This is a genomic window from Thioclava sp. F36-7 (assembly GCF_002020075.1).
In the GTDB taxonomy this organism is placed as follows: Bacteria; Pseudomonadota; Alphaproteobacteria; order Rhodobacterales; family Rhodobacteraceae; genus Thioclava; species Thioclava sediminum.
Window position 1 is genome coordinate 291551 of record NZ_MPZR01000003.1, and the last position, 18063, is coordinate 309613.

17 protein-coding genes are annotated in these 18063 nt (G+C 66.6%); 8 read left to right on the plus strand and 9 right to left on the minus strand.

Going from position 1 to position 18063, the window contains the following annotated elements:
• Window positions 1–3 precede the first annotated feature (3 nt).
• Genes BMI89_RS07185 through BMI89_RS07195 form a run of 3 tightly spaced genes read right to left on the minus strand, consistent with a single transcriptional unit; the run spans window position 4 to window position 3729 of the window.
• A complete protein-coding gene (locus BMI89_RS07185; RefSeq protein WP_078570374.1) occupies window positions 4–1320 on the minus strand; it encodes an O-antigen ligase family protein in 1317 nt (438 codons plus the stop codon).
• Window positions 1317–2498 (minus strand): glycosyltransferase, encoded by a 1182-nt coding sequence (locus BMI89_RS07190; RefSeq protein WP_168176778.1) that lies wholly within the window; start codon window positions 2496–2498, stop codon window positions 1317–1319. Before BMI89_RS07190 ends, BMI89_RS07185 begins: the two co-directional genes overlap by 4 nt.
• Window positions 2488–3729 carry a glycosyltransferase gene (locus tag BMI89_RS07195; protein WP_078570376.1) on the minus strand — a complete coding sequence of 414 codons (1242 nt, stop codon included), beginning with the start codon at window positions 3727–3729 and terminating at the stop codon, window positions 2488–2490. Before BMI89_RS07195 ends, BMI89_RS07190 begins: the two co-directional genes overlap by 11 nt.
• A gap of 301 nt (window positions 3730–4030) precedes the next feature.
• On the opposite strand from BMI89_RS07195, the gene BMI89_RS21015 reads away from it, so the two are divergent.
• The 5 genes from BMI89_RS21015 to BMI89_RS07220 all read left to right on the plus strand — a co-directional run bounded on the left by BMI89_RS21015 (window position 4031) and on the right by BMI89_RS07220 (window position 9244).
• Window positions 4031–4708: a hypothetical protein gene (locus BMI89_RS21015; protein ID WP_210402147.1), complete on the plus strand. Its 678-nt coding sequence runs from the start codon at window positions 4031–4033 to the stop codon at window positions 4706–4708.
• Window positions 4705–7278 carry an HWE histidine kinase domain-containing protein gene (locus BMI89_RS07205; RefSeq protein WP_078570377.1) on the plus strand — a complete coding sequence of 858 codons (2574 nt, stop codon included), beginning with the start codon at window positions 4705–4707 and terminating at the stop codon, window positions 7276–7278. The genes BMI89_RS21015 and BMI89_RS07205 overlap by 4 nt, the downstream gene beginning before the upstream one ends.
• Before the next feature lie 114 nt (window positions 7279–7392).
• Window positions 7393–7647, plus strand: a complete 255-nt coding sequence (locus BMI89_RS07210) for a hypothetical protein (RefSeq protein ID WP_078519256.1) — start codon at window positions 7393–7395, stop codon at window positions 7645–7647.
• 91 nt (window positions 7648–7738) lie between these two features.
• Window positions 7739–8386, plus strand: coding sequence for a DUF3047 domain-containing protein (locus BMI89_RS07215; RefSeq protein ID WP_078570378.1), 648 nt, complete (start codon window positions 7739–7741; stop codon window positions 8384–8386).
• Window positions 8387–8482: 96 nt separating this feature from the next.
• Window positions 8483–9244, plus strand: coding sequence for a DeoR/GlpR family DNA-binding transcription regulator (locus BMI89_RS07220; protein ID WP_078539379.1), 762 nt, complete (start codon window positions 8483–8485; stop codon window positions 9242–9244).
• Window positions 9245–9247: 3 nt separating this feature from the next.
• Here the strand turns inward: BMI89_RS07220 and BMI89_RS07225 are convergent, their stop codons facing one another.
• Window positions 9248–10009, minus strand: a complete 762-nt coding sequence (locus BMI89_RS07225) for an IclR family transcriptional regulator C-terminal domain-containing protein (protein WP_078570379.1) — start codon at window positions 10007–10009, stop codon at window positions 9248–9250.
• Window positions 10010–10113: 104 nt separating this feature from the next.
• Here BMI89_RS07225 and BMI89_RS07230 point away from each other — a divergent pair, with 104 nt between their 5' ends.
• From BMI89_RS07230 to pcaF, 3 genes are read left to right on the plus strand one after another with little or no spacing between them, the layout of a single operon-like run.
• Complete coding sequence (locus BMI89_RS07230; protein ID WP_078570380.1) at window positions 10114–10836, plus strand: 3-oxoacid CoA-transferase subunit A; 723 nt, start codon at window positions 10114–10116, stop codon at window positions 10834–10836.
• Entirely contained in the window at window positions 10833–11516 is a 684-nt protein-coding gene (locus tag BMI89_RS07235; protein ID WP_078570381.1) for a CoA transferase subunit B, read from the plus strand. The genes BMI89_RS07230 and BMI89_RS07235 overlap by 4 nt, the downstream gene beginning before the upstream one ends.
• On the plus strand, window positions 11509–12714 hold the full coding sequence (gene pcaF, locus BMI89_RS07240; protein WP_078570382.1) for a 3-oxoadipyl-CoA thiolase: 1206 nt from the start codon (window positions 11509–11511) through the stop codon (window positions 12712–12714). Before BMI89_RS07235 ends, pcaF begins: the two co-directional genes overlap by 8 nt.
• 179 nt (window positions 12715–12893) lie before the next feature.
• Here the strand turns inward: pcaF and pcaD are convergent, their stop codons facing one another.
• The 5 genes from pcaD to BMI89_RS07265 form a co-directional block, all read right to left on the minus strand.
• Window positions 12894–13676, minus strand: a complete 783-nt coding sequence (pcaD, locus tag BMI89_RS07245; protein ID WP_078570383.1) for a 3-oxoadipate enol-lactonase — start codon at window positions 13674–13676, stop codon at window positions 12894–12896.
• Window positions 13677–14009: 333 nt separating this feature from the next.
• On the minus strand, window positions 14010–15023 hold the full coding sequence (locus BMI89_RS07250) for a VOC family protein (RefSeq protein WP_078546899.1): 1014 nt from the start codon (window positions 15021–15023) through the stop codon (window positions 14010–14012).
• A 35-nt stretch (window positions 15024–15058) separates the two neighbouring features.
• Window positions 15059–15415: a 2-hydroxymuconate tautomerase gene (locus BMI89_RS07255; RefSeq protein ID WP_281478231.1), complete on the minus strand. Its 357-nt coding sequence runs from the start codon at window positions 15413–15415 to the stop codon at window positions 15059–15061.
• A 132-nt stretch (window positions 15416–15547) separates the two neighbouring features.
• Window positions 15548–16435: a LysR family transcriptional regulator gene (locus BMI89_RS07260; RefSeq protein WP_078570385.1), complete on the minus strand. Its 888-nt coding sequence runs from the start codon at window positions 16433–16435 to the stop codon at window positions 15548–15550.
• An 89-nt stretch (window positions 16436–16524) separates the two neighbouring features.
• Window positions 16525–17991 carry a 2-hydroxymuconic semialdehyde dehydrogenase gene (locus tag BMI89_RS07265; RefSeq protein ID WP_078570386.1) on the minus strand — a complete coding sequence of 489 codons (1467 nt, stop codon included), beginning with the start codon at window positions 17989–17991 and terminating at the stop codon, window positions 16525–16527.
• Window positions 17992–18063 lie beyond the last annotated feature (72 nt).

An 18063-nucleotide genomic window follows, 5' to 3' on the forward strand; every position in this document is an offset into this window, starting at 1 on the left:
GCATCACGCATTGGAGCGCACCGCAGCTTGGGGGAAGCGTGCCCGGACCGCTTCGATCGCGCCTGCCACGCTCGGGCTGAGCCGAGCGGGCTTGAGCCGGGTGCGAATGCGCTTGGCCAGCGCGGTCGTCATCCCCAGCGCGGTCCAGAAGGCGGGGGTCGCCGCGCCTCCGGGCGAGAGCAGCCATGCCTCGAACTGCGCATGCGTGAAGAGTGCCGCGAGATAGCCCAGCAACAGCGCCATCAGCACCCGGTCGCTGCGGCGGCGCGCATGCCGGGCCGCGAGAACCGCGCCGCGTGTGATCAGCAGCAGCATTCCGGTGAAGAGCGCGGCCCCCGCAAGCCCGACCTCTTCGATCAGCGCCAGCGCCGAATTGGTCTTCTCGCGCCCATAGTGCGACGCACTCGCCGACAGCGCGTAGTCGTCGAACCCATACGAGACGCCGAAGCCCAGCCCGAAGATGCCGCCCGCGCGGGCCCCTTCGAGCGTGGCGGCCCAGGTCTCTGCGCGCGAGGCGATCAGGGTCTCGGTCTGTGCGGAGGCCTTGAAGAGATAGCGCTGTGTCAGCGTCTCCGCCCGGTCCGGGAAATAGAGCCACAGAAGCGACAGCACCGCCCCAAGCGTTGCCGCCGCCATCGCCAGCCGCTTGAGCCCGCGCCCGAGAAGGAAGACCGCGATCAGCACCGTCAGCGACAGAAGGCTCGCCCGCGACAGGCTCATCAGCACCAGCACCGTCAGGATCAGTACCACCGCGCGCCAGAACAGCCGTCTCTGTCGCCCGATCCGGCGCTGGGCGAGCCGCCACAGTGGCAGTGGCGCGACGGTGAGGATCATCAGGGCGAGAAAGTTGGAATTGGCGCTCAGCCCCCGATAGAGCGAGATATCCGCGTTCATCTCGACCGTGCCGAAGCCCGAACGCAGCCCGCCGACCCCAGCGAACAGCACCAGCGCCAGCAGCGGCCAGAGGATCGCGAAGAGATCGCGCCGCCGCGTGTGCTGCGCCCAGGCAGCGCCCGCCGAGGCGAAGGCCAGCGCGGTCAGCCCGTAAGTCGCGGCTTTCGGACCGCTCAGATGCGGCACGCTCGACCACAGCGCAGACAGCGCCGCCAAGCCCAGCAGCGCCAGCCGGAAATACATCCCGTCGCCCGGAATTTTGCGCCACAGGCGGCCATTGAGCAGAAGCGCGAGGACCAGCGCCCCCATCGCTGCCCAACGCGCGCCGGGTCCGAAGAGCGTGTTGACATAGATGACGCTCGGCGCGGCGGTGGCGACGATGCCGAGGCCCAACAACAGGCCGCGTTTGCGGATCGCGAGCCTCATGCGCGTTCCGCCTTGCGGTTGGGCGCGGGCGCGGAGCTGGCTTTTCGCGTGATTTCGGGCGCGTCGTGCGTCACCCGCTCGGCCAGCGTGCAGAGCTGGCTCGCCCAACCCGCGCTCGACCAGCCTGCGATGGCCGCTGGCGCATCGCCCCGCATCCGGGCGCGCAGATAGGGATCGGCGCAGACGCGGGCCAGTGCGGCGTGCAACGCGCCAGCGTTGCCCGGCGGCACGATCAGCCCGGCCTCGCGCCCGCCCAGCAGGTCGGGCACCGCGCCGCAGGCCCCGCTTGCCACGACACCGCAGCCCGCGGCCAGCGCCTCGCCGATCACCAGCCCGAAAGGTTCGGCGCGGCTCGGCAGGACGAGGCAATCCGCGGCGGCGAGGTGATCGCGCAGTGCCGCCCCTTCGAGCCGCCCGCGCCACAGGATACGGGGATCGCGTGCCGCCGCCTTCGCCAGTGTCTCGCCAAGCGGCCCGTCGCCCGCCACGATCAAACGCGCCTGAGCGGCGTTGAGCTGCGCGAAAGCGTCCAGCAGCAGGTCCAGCCCTTTCTCGGGGGCGAGCCGCCCGAGGAACATCAACACGGGCGCATCGGCCGCGATCCCGAGCCGCGCGCGCATCTTCTGCCGCCCGTCAGGGCCGAGGGTGCGAACGTGGCGCGCGATGGCGGCGGTGTCCGAACTCATCCGTCCGGGGACGATCTTCTCGGGCGGCACGCCTTGGTCGCGAAGATAGTCGGCAGCACGCTGGCCTGCCGGGCAGAAACCGTCGATCATCTCGAGGATCCGACGCTTGAGCACCGCGCGAACCCCGCGTGCAGGGCTCATCCACGTGTCGCTCAGCGCGATGATCCGCGCGCCAGAGAGTTTGCCTAGGACGATCGCAGCCAGCAGGGGGAAATGCGCCCAACCGGCGACGAAAATGACTGTGGGGCGCGTGCTGCGGATCTCGCGCCAGAGCGTGACGAGGGCCGCCAGACGCTTCGCGGGCAGGATGGTTTCGGGCGCGGCGTCTGCCCATCTCTGCGTAACCGCCGCCGAGACATAGCGCACCGTGAGACCGGTGGGCAATTGTTCTGCCAGCGCGGTGGTCATTGCGACCATGTACGGCGCGGGCTCGATCAGCACCGCGAGCGCGGAGCCGGGGCAGGCTTCGGGGCAGGGAGGCTTAACCGACAAGGCGGGCCTCCTGCGGATAAGGGGCGGCGCGGGCGCAGGCGACGTGCAGCACTTCGGACAATGCGCGGGCATGGGCATCCCAACTGGCATGATCGCGGGCGAAGCGGGTGCCCGCGCGCGCAATTTGGCGCCACTCGGCACGCGGTCCGGTCACCAGGGGGCGCAACGTCTCGACCAGCGCCCCGACCGAGCGTGGCGCGACCAGATAGCCGGTCTCGCCGTTGCGCAGGAATTGCCCGGGGCCCTGGCCCTCGACCCCGATGCAGAGCGCGCCGGCCGCCATCGCCTCGAGATAGACGATCCCGAAAGCCTCTCGCCATGAGGGCAATACGAAAATGTCGCTTTGTCCGAGCGTTGCGAGAACATCTTCATGTGGTTTCTGACCGGCGAGGGTGATCCGATGCGCAAGCCCCTGCCGCGCGATTTGGGCGGCGAGATTGGCACGCTCGGGCCCGTCGCCGATGATTGTCAGATGCCATGGTGTGTCCCCCTCTCGGGCAAGCCGTCCGAGCGCCGCGATCAGCAGGTTCAGCCCCTTGGCGGGATGCAGATTGGCGACGCTCACCAGCCGCAGGGGAGCCTCGTCCGGCAGCCGCAGAGGCGGACGGTCAGGCGCGGGATCGACCCCGTTCCAGACCACCTCGATATGATCCCCACGCCCGGACAGATCGGTCGCGAAACGGCGCAGCGGTTCGCCCACCACCACAAGCCGGTCAAGCCCGCCCAGGGCGTCCCGAAACCGCTCGGCCTGCCCGTTGGTCCAGAGATACCGCCAATTGCTGTTCTCGCCGTGCAGCACGCCGACCACAGGCAGTCCCAGCCGCGCGGCCAGCGACTGCGCGGCAGGTGCGAGGGTCTCTGTCTGTACCAGGATCACATCGGGACGGCGCGCGGCGATCATCTCGTCCGCCAGCGCCGTGAGCGCCCGGTCGAGCGTGCGATTGGTCAGCTTGCGCATGAGCCCGCCGGGCAGGGTCGGGTAGCGGGCGAGGCGGATCTCCTCGATCTCGGGGAAGCGCGTGACGTCGATCTCGCCGCGATGCTCGGGCGATGCGAGCCGCGCTGTGCCCGCAGGCGTCAGCCCGCGCAGCACGCCGACCCGGACCCGGTGGCCCCGCCGCGCGAGCGCCCTTGCGCTGTCGGCGACGAAGCGGCTCGGCCAGCCGTCGGGACGGTTCGGAAACCACGGGGTCAGCATCAGAATGTCGAGCGATGCGCCGCTGATGATCACAATCCCACTCCTTCACTCGGTTCGCGAGGTCGGGAGGCGACGGGGCGCGCTTGGTTGACCTCGCGTTAACCGTCGCGCAAGCGAGGTTAATTTGAGGTTAATGGTCGAAAGCATGGCCTGTGGGAGCGGCCAGAAGGCCGCAGAGGGCGCATCGGAGAGCGGCCCGCGTGGCCCTGCGCACTGTGAATTCTCGCGCGCGCGAACCGCGCAGCTGCAATTCTGGTTCCCGCAAAGAAACCTTTGCCGAGCTCCGGCGTTGAAGATATTCCAGCTTCCACGACACGCCGCAGACGGGTTTGTAATGACCAAGATTCACAGGCCCGCGCCTTTGCATGCGGTGTCCTTCCGACAAATCCTGAGACACGAGACCTCCGCCGCGCATGAGGCGGGGGAGGCGCAATTCTCCCAGTTCTTCGCGGCCCCGGCGCAGAAGCTGGGTTGGTTCCTCGCGGCGCAGGCTGCGGGGCTTGGCGTCTTGGCGCGCCATGCGGCTCCCGGCGCGCTCTGCGCGGGATTGCTGAGCGATTTGCTCGACCGGCTCGACCGGGATCTGGCGCGGCTGGGCCGTCCTGTGCACCCGGTGCCCGCCCCGGACGCAGAGCAGGGGCTGCTCGACCCGCTGGCGGTCGACTATCTCGTGCTGGGCTCGCGGCTCGGGACGCAGGTGATCGACCGCAAGGTCTTCGCCGAGACCCCGGCCGAGGTCAAACCGCTTTATTTTCAGGCACCTGCCGCCGGGGCGCTGTGGAAACGGCATTGCGCGACGCTCGACGCGCTGAGGCCCGCAGAGCCGCGCGCAACTCGTATTGTCGCCGATGCGACGCGAGGCTTCCATCTTTTCGCGCAGGCCGTGCAGGCGCAGGGGGCGGGCACGCCGTCCGACGCTCTCGCACCAGCGCTTGCCTCCAATTCCATTGACCATCCGCGGCCCGCCAGGATCGCGACAGACACCAATTTGACGCCCAAGGAGCCGACGTGACGTCCGATACCAGCCCCGCCCCCAGCCAGCGCCCCGTCGATCTGACCGATTGCGACCGCGAGCCGATCCACCAACTGGGCCGGGTCCAGAGCTACGGCGCGCTTCTGGCGCTCTCGAGCGACTGGATCGTGCAGCACGCCTCGACCAATCTCGAGGAGATCCTCGGCATGGCCTGTGAGGAGGCGCTTGGCCGTCCACTGGCCGACCTGATCGTCTCGGACGGGTTCGATCGGATCCGCGCGAGCCTGCGCACGGCAGAGGGCGGCGAGACGGCGGTGCGGCTGTTCGGTGTGGTACTGAAAGCGAATGGGAAGAGTTTCGACGTCTCGCTGCATGCCTCGGGGCCGTATCTGGTCGTCGAATTCGAGCCGAAGCTGGGCACGCGCGGACGCGATGTGATGACCGATGTCTACCCGCAGATCGCGCGCCTGCGTCGCGACCGGGGGCTGGAGCGGCTTGCGCGCGATGCGGCGATGGGGCTGCAGGCGCTCTCGGGCTTCGACAGCGTGATGATCTACCAATTTCAGCCCGATCAATCGGGCAAGGTCATCGCCGAGACCCGCAAGGACCAGCAGCGCCTCTATGACGGGCTGCGCTTCCCGGCCAGCGATATCCCGGTGCAGGCGCGGGCCCTGTATAAACGCGCACTGCTGCGGTTGATCGCGGATGTGAACGATCCCGGCGCGCCGGTGCTGCCCGGGGTCGATCTGAACGGGCAGCCGCTCGATATGTCGCTGGCGGTGACGCGGGCGGTCTCGCCGATCCATATCGAATACCTGCGCAACATGGGCGTCGGGGCGTCGATGTCGGTCTCGATCATGCGCGACGGCGAGCTGTGGGGGCTGTTCGCCTGCCATCATGATGCGCCGCGCTACATCGACTACGAGCTGCGCACCGCGATCGAGATGTACGCCCATATGTTTTCCTATGAACTCAGCAAGTTCGAGGATGGGGAGCGCAAGCAGGCGCAATCCGATACGGCCAGCTTGCAGCGCACGCTGATGGGGCATATGGCCGATGGCAAGGCGCTGTCGGAAAGCCTGATGGCGGTCTCCGACGAAATCCGTCTGGTGATCCCGCATGACGGGCTCGTCCTTTATGAGAACGAGGAATTCAGCGCGACCGGGACGACGCCGACCAAAGAGGAATTCGCCGGGATCGCGCGCATGCTGGACCGGTCGATCGGGTCCTCGACCTTCGCGACCGATCAGCTGGGTCGCGCCCACGAACCGGCCCGCGACTTCCCGGAGCGCGCGGCGGGGCTGCTTGCCATTCCGATCTCGAAACGGCCGCGCGACTATCTCGTGCTGTTCCGCCGTCAGATCGCAGATACGGTCGAATGGGCGGGCGATCCGACGAAACCCGCGCAGCTCGGCCCGAACGGCGTGCGGCTCACGCCGCGCAAGAGCTTCGAGGTCTGGCGCGAGACGGTCACCGGGCGCTCGGCCCCCTGGACGAACCAGCAATGCCACGCAGCGGAACTGCTGCGCACGGTCCTGCTGGAGATCTTCCTCAAAATCACCGACGCGACCTCGGCCGAGCGCAAGCGCGCGCAGGAGCATCAGGAGCTGCTGATCTCGGAGCTGAACCACCGGGTGCGCAATATCCTCAACCTGATGCGCGGGCTGCTGGCGCAGTCGCGCAGCTCGGCGCGCTCGCTCGAAGAGTTCACCGACAATCTCGACGGGCGAATTCAGGCGCTGGCGCGGGCGCATGACCAGCTGACGGCCGAGCATTGGGAGCCCGCCTCCCTGCATGGGCTGATCTCATGCGAATTCGCCGCCTATGCCGACCGCAAGGCCGAGCGCGTGATCATCACCGGGCCCGATGCGCTGATTTCGCCGCAGGCCTATACGACGCTGGCGCTCGTGCTGCACGAGATGGCGACGAATTCGATCAAATATGGAGGGCTGTGCGATAGCGGCGGGCGCGTCGAGATCGCGCTCTCCACCGATCACAGCGGGGGGCTGCTGATCGACTGGAAAGAGCGCGGCGGTCCGCCCGTCACCCCGCCGAAACGGCGCGGCTTCGGGTCGATCATCATCGAGAACTCGATCCCGCACGAGCTGCGCGGCGATGCCGAGATTTCCTACAAGATGACCGGGGTGGAGGCGCAATTCCGCATCCCGCCGACCACGATCGCGGAGCTGATCGATCAGCCCGGCACGGAGGGAGACGTTGCGGCGGCACCCGCCGGGCAGACCGGCGCCGCCTTCCGCCTGTCGGGGCAGGGGCTGGTGCTGGAAGACACGCTTATCATCGCGATGGACGCCGCCGGCGTGCTGGAGGATCTGGGCGCGCGCGACGTCAAGATCACCTCTTCGGTGGAAGGCGCGCTGACATGGTTGGAGGGCGCGCGACCCGATTTCGCCGTGCTCGACGTCAATCTCGGAGACGAGCAATCCGTGCCGGTCGCCGAGCGGTTGCACAAGATGGGCGTGCCCTTCGTGCTGGCGACGGGCTACGGGTCTGCGCCTGACCTGCTGGAAATCTACCCGCCCTGCACGGTCGTCCAGAAACCCTTCTCCTCCGACTCGCTCAGAGAGGCTTTGCAAAACGCAATTGCGTGACCCTACGCACAGAACTTCGATCATATCTGACCGTCCAATAACGATTTGACGTATCTGGCATGTAAGTTTCCGTGATAATTCTGACCCCGCGGGACTGGGCAAACGGGGGTCGCTATGAATGTGAGTGCCAACACGGTCGGCGGTAGCCGGGCCGATTTCACCGAAGACGAAATCGCGAAGCTCCGCGCGGCGCTGCACACGCTCGGGAATGTCGCCAGTGTCTGCGCCTCCAGCGCCCGCCTCCTGCCGCGATTTTGCGAGGATCAGGCGGCACTCGGGATTTGCGATGGGCTGAGCGAGAATGCCGACATCGTCCGTGCCACGATGGAGGATCTGAAAGCGGTGCTGCGCCTCGACAGCCTTCAGTGACGGTCGTGGGTCTATGCGCGCGACCCGGGCCGAGTGATCCGGCGCGGCGGTCCTTTGCGTAGCCCTGTCACTCAAGCAAGAGGAGAGTGTCATGCGCCGCCTGTCGATCGCCTTTCTCGTATCAAGCCTTTGCGCTGCGCTGATGCCGAGCCTCGCCTCGGCCTCGATCTTCGGCGGCTGGACCGAGCAGCGGTTTTCGCTGTTCTCCTCCAACGACTGGCAACAATCGGCCAATGGTGTCGCGATGCGCTCGGACGGCTCGGTCTCGCTGATCTGGCGGGCGTTGCCGCGCGCAGATTGGGGCACGCGCAAGGCCGCGTGGCAGTGGTCGGTCAGCCAGAGCGTTCCGCCGACGCCGCTCGACCGCAAGGGCGGGGATGATCGCGATCTGTCGCTCTATTTCGTCTTCATGCCCGAGGCCGTCGCCCGCGCCAATGAAGGGGCCAGCATCCGCAAGCTTCTGGCGGTAAAGGAGGCGCGCGTGCTGATGTATGTCTGGGGCGGCAAGCATGGGCGCGGGGCGCTGCTGCCCTCGCCCTATCTCGGCGCGCGCGGCAAGACCGTGGTGCTGCGCCCGGCGGGCACCGGATCGCATTCCGAGAGCGTCGATCTCGCGCGCGACTACCAGCGCGCTTTCGGAGGCCAGGCGACGCAGCTTGTGGGGTTGGCGTTGTCTGGCGACAGCGACGACACCGACAGCGCGATCCGCGCCCGGATCGAGGGGCTGAGCCTGAACTGACCGCGCCACACCGTCCCCGGTGATTTCACACAAAAACACTGCCAAGACATGACTTTGTCGGTAACCTGTGGCAGCAAGGCCCAAAAGGGGGGCAGGATGGCGCTCAATTTCCGACAGTCCGAAATTCTCGAAATCGCGCGCGACGAAGGCCGCGTCGTGGTCGAAGCCTTGGCCGAACGCTTCAATGTCTCGGTCCAGACGATCCGGCGCGATCTGACGGAGCTCTCCGAAGCGGGCCATCTGGAGCGCGTGCATGGCGGGGCGGTGATCCGCACCGGCGTGGTGAATTTCGCCTATGAAGAGCGCCGCCGGATGAACGAGGCAGCAAAGGCGGCGATCGGGCGCGCCTGCGCGCAGGCGATCCCCGACAACAGCTCGATCGTGCTGACGCTGGGCACCACGACCGAGGCGGTGGCGCGAGAGCTTCTGCATCACCGCAACATCACCGTGGTCACGAATAACATCAACGTTGCCAATATCCTGCTGGCCAATGAGAGCTGCGATATCCTCGTAGCGGGCGGCAACCTGCGCCGCTCGGATGGCGGGCTGGTGGGCGACCTGACGGCGGATTTCATGGGCGAGTTCAAAGCCGATTTCGCGGTGATCGGGACCTCCGCGCTCGATGCGGACGGCGACATGCTCGATTACGATCTGGCCGAAGTGCGCGTGAGCCGCCGGATCTTGCGGCAGGCGCGGCAGAGCTTTCTGGTGACCGACGCGTCAAAGCTGGAACGTTCCGCGCCGGTGCGCTTGGCCTCGCTCTCCGATATCGACCGGGTCTTCATCGACAAGCCCTTGCCGGACGCGCTCATGGCGCTCTGCGCGCAATGGGACACCGAGATCACCGTGGCGGGGTGAGCCTTAGCGCAGCACCCGCCGCAGCCCCGTCTGCACCCGCGTGAGTTCCGGCAGATAGGTCTCGATCAGGCTCTCCGCCGGGTCGGCGCTCGCGGCCATCCCGGTATTGAGCGCGGCCACGACCCGCCCATGCATGTCGTAAAGCGGCACCGCGATGGAGCGCAGCCCGATCTCCACCTCCTGATCGATCACCGCGTAACCCTCGCGGCGCACCTGATCTATGCGCGCGAGGATTTCGCCCGGATCGGTGAGGCTGTAAGCCGTACGCGGCGTCAGGTCCGACGCCTCCACCGCGGCGCGCGCCTCCTCCGGGGGAAGAGCGGCGAGCAGCACGCGCCCCATAGAGGTGCAATGCGCGGGCAGCCGCGACCCCGGCATCAACCCGATCGACATCACCCGCCTCTGCGCCGCCCGCGCGAGATAGACGATCTCGGTCCCGTCGAGGATCGAGACCGAGCAGCTTTGCCCGATCCGATCCGTCAGCTGATCGAGCCACGGCTGCACGATCTGCGGCAGCGGCAGCGAGGCCAGCGCCCCCATCCCGAGCCGCAAGACCTTCGGCGTCAGGGTGAAGAACTTGCCGTCGTATTCCGCATAGCCCTCCGCATTCAGCGTCAGCAGGCAGCGCCGCGCGGTGGCCCGGTCGAAGCCCGTGGCCTGCGCCACTTCGGCAATCGAGAGCCGCGGCGTCTCGGCCCCGAAACATTCGATGACGCGCAGGCCTTTCGCGAAAGAGGCGATGAAATCGGTCGGTTTGTTCAACATGCGAACAGGTTTTCGCGCGATGCGAACAAATGTCAAGATGCGCACGAAATCCGTGGAAAGCCGTCCCGCGCAGGTCTAAATCCCAGGCCTCAGGAGGACCGCAAATGGACAAGAGACTTTCCTCGCTGACCGAGGCCGTGGCCGATATCAAAGACGGCGCCACGGTTATGATCGGCGGCTTTGGCGGCTCGGGGGCCCCGATCGAACTGATCCACGCCCTGATCGACCGCTTTCTCGAAACCGGATCGCCCAAGGGGCTGACCGTGATCAACAACAACGCGGGCAACGGCCATGTCGGCATCGCCGCGATGATCGAACAGGGCATGGTCAAGAAGATGATCTGCTCCTTCCCGCGCTCGGCCGATCCGACGGTGTTCACCGAACGCTATCTGGCGGGTGAGATCGAGCTGGAACTGGTCCCGCAAGGCACGCTGGCTGAACGTATCCGCGCAGGCGGCGCGGGCATTCCGGGCTTCTTCACACCGACTTCCGTTGGCACCGATCTGGCCGAGGGCAAGCCGGTGCAGCAATTCGACGGCCGCGACTACGTGATGGAGCGCTGGCTCAAGGCCGATCACGCGCTGATCAAGGCCGAGCAGGGCGACGCGCTTGGCAATCTCACCTACCGGATGGCGGCGCGCAACTTTTCGCCGCTGATGGCGACGGCGGCTTCAAGGGTCGTCGTGCAGGTCACGAAAGCGGTGGAGCCGGGCGACATCGACCCGGAAGTCATCGTCACCCCGGGCATCTTCGTGGATGCGATCGTCGAGGTCGCCAACCCCGCCCAGGAAGAAGAGTTGAACCGCGCCGGAGCCCATCACCCATGACCCAGAAACTGAGCAATGCACAGATCGCCTGGCGCGCCGCCCAGGACATCGAGGACGGCGCCTATGTGAACCTCGGGATCGGCTTTCCCGAGATGGTCGCGCGCTTCCAGCCCGAAGGTCGCGAGGCGATCTTCCACACGGAAAACGGTGTTCTCGGCTTCGGTCGTGCGCCCGAACCCGGTCAGGAGGACTGGGACCTCATCAACGCGGGCAAGAAGGCGATCACGCTGAAGCCCGGCACCGCGTTCTTCCACCATGCCGACAGCTTCGCGATGGTGCGCGGCGGGCATCTCGACGTGGCAATCCTCGGCGCCTATCAGGTGGCCGAAACGGGCGATCTGGCGAACTGGTCGACCGGGCCGAAAGGCGTGCCGGCCGTGGGCGGGGCGATGGACCTCGTGCATGGCGCGAAACGCGTGGCTGTCATCACCGACCACGTCACCAAGAAGGGCCAGCCGAAGCTGGTCGAGGCCTGCACCTTCCCGCTGACCGGTGTGGGCTGCGTGACCCGCGTCTATACGTCGCTCGCCGTGGTGGACGTCGTGGATGGCCGCTTCGTCCTGCGCGAAAAGCTCCCCGCGATCTCGATGGAGGAGCTGCAATCCGTCACCGGTGCGACCCTCCATGTCGAGGGCGAGGTGGGTGATCTAATCTGTCCCGAGGAGCTGGCCGATGCGTGACGCTTATATCTGCGACTATATCCGAACCCCGATCGGCCGTTTCGGCGGCGCGCTGGCGTCTGTTCGGGCCGACGATCTAGGGGCGATCCCGCTGAAAGCCCTGATGGCGCGCAACACGGGCGTCGATTGGGAGGCGGTAGAGGACGTGATCTTCGGCTGCGCCAATCAGGCGGGCGAAGACAACCGAAACGTGGCCCGCATGTCGGCGTTGCTGGCGGGCCTGCCGGTGAACGTGCCGGGGACGACGATCAACCGGCTCTGCGGCTCTGGGATGGATGCCATCGTCACCGCCGCCCGCGCGATCAAGGCGGGCGAGGCCGATCTGATGATCGCGGGCGGCGTCGAGAGCATGTCGCGCGCGCCCTTCGTGATGCCCAAGGCCGAGGCCGCCTATAGCCGCGCCAATGCGGTCTATGACACGACCATCGGCTGGCGCTTCGTGAACAAGCTGATGAAAGACGCTCATGGCGTCGACTCGATGCCCGAGACGGCGGAGAACGTGGCCGATGATTTCGGCGTGAGCCGCGAAGATCAGGACGCCTTCGCGCTGCGCTCGCAGGAGGCTGCGGCCAAGGCGATGGAAGAAGGCCGTCTGGCCGAGGAGATCACCCCGGTCACGATCCCGCAGCGCAAGGGCGAGCCGGTCGTGGTCGACACTGACGAACACCCGCGCCCCGGCACCACGCTGGACGCGCTGACCAAGCTGCGGCCCATCGTGCGGCCCGACGGCACGGTCACGGCGGGCAATGCGTCCGGCGTGAACGATGGCGCAGCGGCGCTGATCATCGCGTCCGAGGAGGCCGTGCGCAAACACGGGCTGACGCCGCTGGTGAAGATCTCGGGCGGGGCCGCAGCGGGCGTGCCGCCGCGGATCATGGGCTTCGGGCCCGCGCCTGCCAGCAAGAAGCTGATGGCGCGGCTGGGGCTGACGCAGGACGCCTTCGACGTGATCGAGCTGAACGAGGCCTTTGCGAGCCAAGGTCTGGCCACGCTGCGCGATCTCGGCATTGCGGATGACGATGCGCGCGTGAACCCGAATGGCGGCGCGATTGCGCTTGGCCATCCGCTGGGGATGTCGGGCGCGCGGATCACCGGCACGGCGGCGCTGGAGCTGGTACGCCGCAAGGGCCAACGGGCACTTGCCACGATGTGCATCGGCGTGGGTCAAGGCATCGCCGTGGCGCTGGAAGCGGTGTAACGAAAGCAGGGTGCGCGGCGGCCCGTGGGGTGGCGCGCGCCCGTTCTCCGCCGCTGCGGTTTATGCCCGCCACATTCCTCTGAGCTTCCCGCTGGGCACGCCGCCTCAATCGCGCCAGCCCGTCGGGACGGGCCGTCGCGCGCCCTGCGCCTTCGGCGCGCACCGGGCGGGGTGTTAGCTCAGGTCTTGTCCAAGAAATCCTTCAGCAGCGCCGCGACCGCCTCGGGCTGCTCGTAACAGGGCAGGTGGCCCGCATTCGCGATCTCGTGGAACGCGGCGCCGCACAGCTCCGCCGTGCCGCGCACCAGATCGGGCGGGGTCGAGGCGTCATCCGCACCCGTCATCGCCATCACCGGCAGTGTCAGCGCCCGTGTCGCCTCGGTCTGATCGGCCCCGGCAATCGCCGCGCAGCAGCCTGCATAGCCCTCGTCGGGCCCACGTTCGAGCATGTTGCGGCAGAGCGTGAACTCCGCCGGGTGGGCTTCGGCGAAACCGGGCGCGAACCAGCGTGCGAGGATCGCGTCGGAGATGCTCGCGATGCCGTCGCGGCGCACATTGGCAATCCGCTCGTTCCACATCTCGGGCGTGCCGATCTTGGCGGCGGTATCCATCAGGACCAGCGCGCGCAGAAGATCGGGGCGGCGCGCGGCGAGGCTCTGGCCGATCAGCCCGCCGATCGAGAGGCCGATAAAGGTCACGTCCCGCAGCCCGAGCGCATCGCAGATCGCGGCGGCGTCGCCCGAGAGGTCCTCGATGCTGTAGGGGCCGGGCGGGCAATCGCTCAGCCCATGCCCGCGCTTGTCGAAGCGGATCAGCCGCAGCCCCTCGGGCAGATGCGGGATCAGCGCCTCCCAAAGCCGCAGATCGCTGCCCAGCGAATTGCCGAACATCACCACGCGCCCGTCGCGCGGGCCTTCGTCGAGAATGTGGAGCGTCACCCCGTCATGGGTCAGTGCGTGCATGAAAGCCTCCTCTTTGCGGGAGGTTGTAGCGCGCGGGACGGGGGAAGGAAAACATACCGCGGAGGTATTGGGGATTACCCTTGTGATACCCTTGGAGGGGGCGGGATCTCCTTGGCGCGGGGCGACTAGCCCCGGGCCGCGCCCGACCTCCCCCCGGGAGGGCGCATTGGCGAAGGCGTCGCGGGTATAACCGGTCTACGGGCTTGCGAGATAAAGCGCCAAGCCACAGAGCGCGTACAGCGCCCACCCGAGGTCGGGCGCGGCCCTTTCCGCCCAAAACCAAAAAGGCCACCCCCCGAGGGGATGGCCAGTCTCCGAAACTGCGGAGAGGTGTTACTCGGCCGGCTCGGCCACTTCGTCCTTGGTCTCCGCGTCGGCCATCGCGGCCTCGACGATGGGCGTGCCATAGACGAAGAAGTCCTGCGGAAGCTCGCCGCCGAACCAGACGCCGCCGCCGTTGAAGAAGTTGCTCTCGTCCCAGGTCAGCGTCTTCCAGTCCGGATCGAAGATCAGGTAGCCGGTGTCACCGAACAGCTCGATGCGGTTGCCGCCGGGCTCGTAGACATACATGAAATAGGCCTGCGAGACGCCGTGCTTCGCCGGGCCCGCCTCGATGGTCACGTCATATTCCTGCAGGATGTCGGCAAGGTCGAGCATCTGGCCCTGATTGCCATACCAGAAGGCGACATGGTGCAGACGGTTGCCGGGGCCTGCCTGATCCTTGGTGAAGGCGACCTCGTGCACGAGCGGGCTGACCGAGAACCACGCCGCCAGCTCGTCCGAGCCGCCGAAGACCACGTTCTCACGCTTCAGGAAGCCGAGATTGTCCTGCAGGAACTTGCCGTTCTTGGTCACGTCCGAGCAGAGCAGGTTGACGTGGTCGAGACGACGCACCGGCACCCCGCGCAGCGGACGCTTCTGGGCGCGCGAGAGCAACTTCGATTTCAGCTCTGCCGGGGCCTCGTAATACTCGACCTCCCAGAACAGGTGCTGCTTGTGGCCGTCCGGCGTCGTGAATTCATAGGCGCGGCCATAGCCCTTGTGACCCTCGACCCATTTGCCCGGATTGTCGGAGGCCTCGAGCACGGCCACGCGGCGCTCCAGCGCCTGCGGCGACGAGGCGCGCCAGCCCACCATGCCGATCCCGGCCTTGTCCGAGCGGGTCAGCTTCAGCGAGTGGTGATAGCGATCCTCGTAGCCGCGCAGGTAGCAGGATTTGCCGTCATCCTCGGTGGGGGTCATGCCCAGCACATCGTGGAAGAACCAGAAGCTTTCCTCGAATTTGGGGGTGAAAAGTTCGATGCAGGCAAGCTGCGCGATATCGTGGATCTGTTCCTGAAAGCTCATGGTGTCCTCCCTAAAGCTCGATAAGGTGAATGCGGTCAGTTTGCGGGGGCCTTCTCGTGGCCGTTGGTCGGGGCTGTGCCGTTCGAGGCGGCGGGTTGCTCGCTCGCTTCGACATATTTCGGCTCGCCCGCGACCGCGTAATGGCCCGAGCGCAGCTCGTTGAGCATGATCCGAACGGCCTGCGGCTTGACGCCCAGCGTGTCGACCGCTGCGCGCGTGACCTCGCGCATCAGCGCTTCTTTCTGCGCCTCGGTGCGGCCTTCCATAAGGTTGATCTGGATTACCGGCATGACTGCTCCTCTGTCTCGGGACGCGCCCTCATTCCCCGCGTGTCGGGGCCTCCTCGGCGTGTCCGTGGACCGAGATTGGGGCAGAAAAGGCGATACGATCAAATACCATTTAGTCCGGGTTGCGATACCGAAGGCGCATCGCTCCGGGTAAGAGGAAACCCGTCAAATGGCATGATGCAGTACCCGGATCGCGTCCGGTCTGTCGCATGAAGAACGTTTTTCAAGTGGCGGAATTTATTGACTTAAACTGCGTGCGACTTCTAGGAAGTTCGCGACGATCGGGGACGTGTCATCCTCTCGGGAGATGCAGGAGATATCGACCCGCGCGGTCTCGCTCACATCACTGATCGGCAGGCATTTCACGCCCTCCATGATGACCGATGTGATCGATTGCGGGACGACCGAGACGCCGAACCCTGCCGCCACCAGCGCCATCGCGGTGAAGCCGTCGCCCACGACCTGCGCGACATTGGGCGCGAACCCCGCCTCGTGGCAGAGCCCCGTGACCTTTTCGACGAACCCCTGCGCGCGGCTGGCGGGAAACAGCATCATCGGCTCGCGCGCCAGTTCCGACAGCGCGACGCTCTCGCGATCCGCGAAAGGCCCCGGATCGGGCACGACGATATAGAGCGGCTCCGAGGCCAGCTCCTCGATCGCCAGCCCCGGCACCGGCGTCAGCATCCGGTTGAAGCCCAGATCGATCGAGCGGTTCTGCAGCCCCTCGATCTGCGCCAGCTTGTCGAGCGCGTGCATCACCACTTTCACATCCGGGTAGCGGCGTTTGAATTCGAGGATGATGCGCGGGATGAAGCTGAGGATCGCGGTGCCGAAGATCGCGATGTCGATCCGGCCAAGCCCGCCCTCGGACGCCCGGTGCACCCGGTCCGCCGCCTGATCGAGCAGCGCCGCGATATTGCGCGCCTCATCGAGAAACAGCGCCCCCGCTTGCGTCAGCTCCACACCGCGCGGCGTGCGGTTGAAAAGCTGCGCGCCGAGCTGTTCCTCCAGCGCCTGAATCTGGCGGGTGATCGGCGGCTGGGAGACATGCAGCCGCTCGGCCGCGCGACCGAAATGCAGCTCCTCGGCCACGGCGATGAAATAGCGAAGCTGGCGCAGGTTCATGACATTCCCTTTCCGCGTCCACAGTTACGCGAACGCGCGCCCCGGACAAGCCGGGACGCGCGCACAAGCCTTGAGACGAGGGAGGACGCTCACAGCTTGAGGCAGAGGTTCGTCCGCTCGGTGTAGAATTCGAGCGAATGCACCCCGCCTTCGCGTCCGATCCCGGAGGATTTCGAGCCACCGAAGGCCGTGCGCAGGTCGCGCAGGAACCACGAATTGACCCAGACGAGACCCGCCTCCATCTGCCCGCCGACGCGATGGGCGCGGCTGAGATTTTCGGTGAGGAGCGTGGCCGACAGCCCGTAATTGGTGTCATTGGCCATCGCGATCACCTCGTCTTCGCTGTCGAAGGGCTGGATGTGGCAGCAAGGGCCGAAGATTTCCTCGCGCACGATGGGGCTGTCTTCGGGCAGACCGGTCCAGATCGTGGGCTCGACGAAGAAGCCCCCGTTGCGATAGTCGCCTTCGGGGAAGTCGGGAACGCCGCCGCCGGTGATGATCTGCGCACCCAGATCGGCGGCCTTCTTGTAATAGCTCAGCACCTTTTCGCGATGCTCGGCCGAGATCAGCGGGCCGATGGTCGCGCCGTCGGTATCCGGTCCGCCTTGGATCAGAGCTTCCGCGCCCGCTTTCAGACGGCTGACGAATTCCTCGAAGACGGGGCGTTCGACATAAATCCGCTCGGTGCCCAGACAGACCTGCCCGGTATTGGCGAAACACGAGCGCATCGTGACCTCGATCGCCTTGTCCATATCCGCATCGGCAAAGACGATGGCGGGGTTCTTGCCGCCCAGCTCGAACGACACATCGCGCAGCCCCACCGCGGCCTGTTTCATGATCGCCTCGCCGGTGCGGGTCTCGCCGGTGAAGGTGATGCCGTTGACGCCCGGATGCTGGGTCAGCAATTCGCCCGCGCTTTCCGGCCCGAAGCCGTGGATCACGTTATAGACGCCTTTCGGGATGCCCACCTCGTTCATCACCTCGCCCAGCAGTGTCGCGGTGGCGGGGCTTTCCTCGGACGGCTTCACGACGACGGTGTTGCCGCAGGCCAGCGCCGGGCCGACTTTCCACGTCATCAGCAGGAAGGGTGCGTTCCAGGGCGATATCACCCCGATCACACCTTTCGGACGGTGCAGCTCGAGATTGGCCGCGCCCGTGCCGTCGGGGGTATCCATGTGGAAATACTCGCCGCCGGTGTTCTTCAGCATCTCCGCGAAGATCCGGAAGTTCGCCGCGCCGCGCGGAATCTCGACCTTCTCGGCAAAGCCACGCGTGTGGCCGGTATCGGCCACTTCCGCTTCCATGAAATCGGCCTTGCGCGCGTCGATCGCGTCGGCGAGCTTCATCAACAGGTCGCAGCGTTGCGCCTTCGGCATCTTGCCCCAGGGGCCTTTCAGCGCCGCCTGTGCCGCCTCAACCGCGTCATTCACATCCTCGGCCAGCGCCTCATGCACATCGGCGATCTTCTCGCCGGTCGAGGGGGAAATCTTGTCGAAGGTCTTGCCCGATTGCGCGGCGCGGTATTCGCCGTCGATGAAGAGCTTATGCGTGGTCATATCGTCCTCCCGTGAGCCACCTCTTGGGCGACAAGCTAGGCAACCCGGCCGATACGCTCCAATGCTTTTGCA

What these genes read in the sequence shown, in the direction of transcription:
- BMI89_RS07185 (WP_078570374.1), bottom strand. Translation starts at nt 1,320, where the DNA reads ATGAGGCTCGCGATCCGCAAACGCGGCCTGTTGTTGGGCCTCGGCATC.
- pcaF (WP_078570382.1), top strand. Translation starts at nt 11,509, where the DNA reads ATGCGTGACGCTTATATCTGCGACTATATCCGAACCCCGATCGGCCGT.
- BMI89_RS07250 (WP_078546899.1), bottom strand. Translation starts at nt 15,023, where the DNA reads ATGAGCTTTCAGGAACAGATCCACGATATCGCGCAGCTTGCCTGCATC.
- BMI89_RS07210 (WP_078519256.1), top strand. Translation starts at nt 7,393, where the DNA reads ATGAATGTGAGTGCCAACACGGTCGGCGGTAGCCGGGCCGATTTCACC.
- BMI89_RS21015 (WP_210402147.1), top strand. Translation starts at nt 4,031, where the DNA reads ATGACCAAGATTCACAGGCCCGCGCCTTTGCATGCGGTGTCCTTCCGA.
- BMI89_RS07215 (WP_078570378.1), top strand. Translation starts at nt 7,739, where the DNA reads ATGCGCCGCCTGTCGATCGCCTTTCTCGTATCAAGCCTTTGCGCTGCG.
- BMI89_RS07265 (WP_078570386.1), bottom strand. Translation starts at nt 17,991, where the DNA reads ATGACCACGCATAAGCTCTTCATCGACGGCGAATACCGCGCCGCGCAA.
- BMI89_RS07230 (WP_078570380.1), top strand. Translation starts at nt 10,114, where the DNA reads ATGGACAAGAGACTTTCCTCGCTGACCGAGGCCGTGGCCGATATCAAA.
- BMI89_RS07225 (WP_078570379.1), bottom strand. Translation starts at nt 10,009, where the DNA reads ATGTTGAACAAACCGACCGATTTCATCGCCTCTTTCGCGAAAGGCCTG.
- BMI89_RS07220 (WP_078539379.1), top strand. Translation starts at nt 8,483, where the DNA reads ATGGCGCTCAATTTCCGACAGTCCGAAATTCTCGAAATCGCGCGCGAC.
- BMI89_RS07235 (WP_078570381.1), top strand. Translation starts at nt 10,833, where the DNA reads ATGACCCAGAAACTGAGCAATGCACAGATCGCCTGGCGCGCCGCCCAG.
- pcaD (WP_078570383.1), bottom strand. Translation starts at nt 13,676, where the DNA reads ATGCACGCACTGACCCATGACGGGGTGACGCTCCACATTCTCGACGAA.
- BMI89_RS07260 (WP_078570385.1), bottom strand. Translation starts at nt 16,435, where the DNA reads ATGAACCTGCGCCAGCTTCGCTATTTCATCGCCGTGGCCGAGGAGCTG.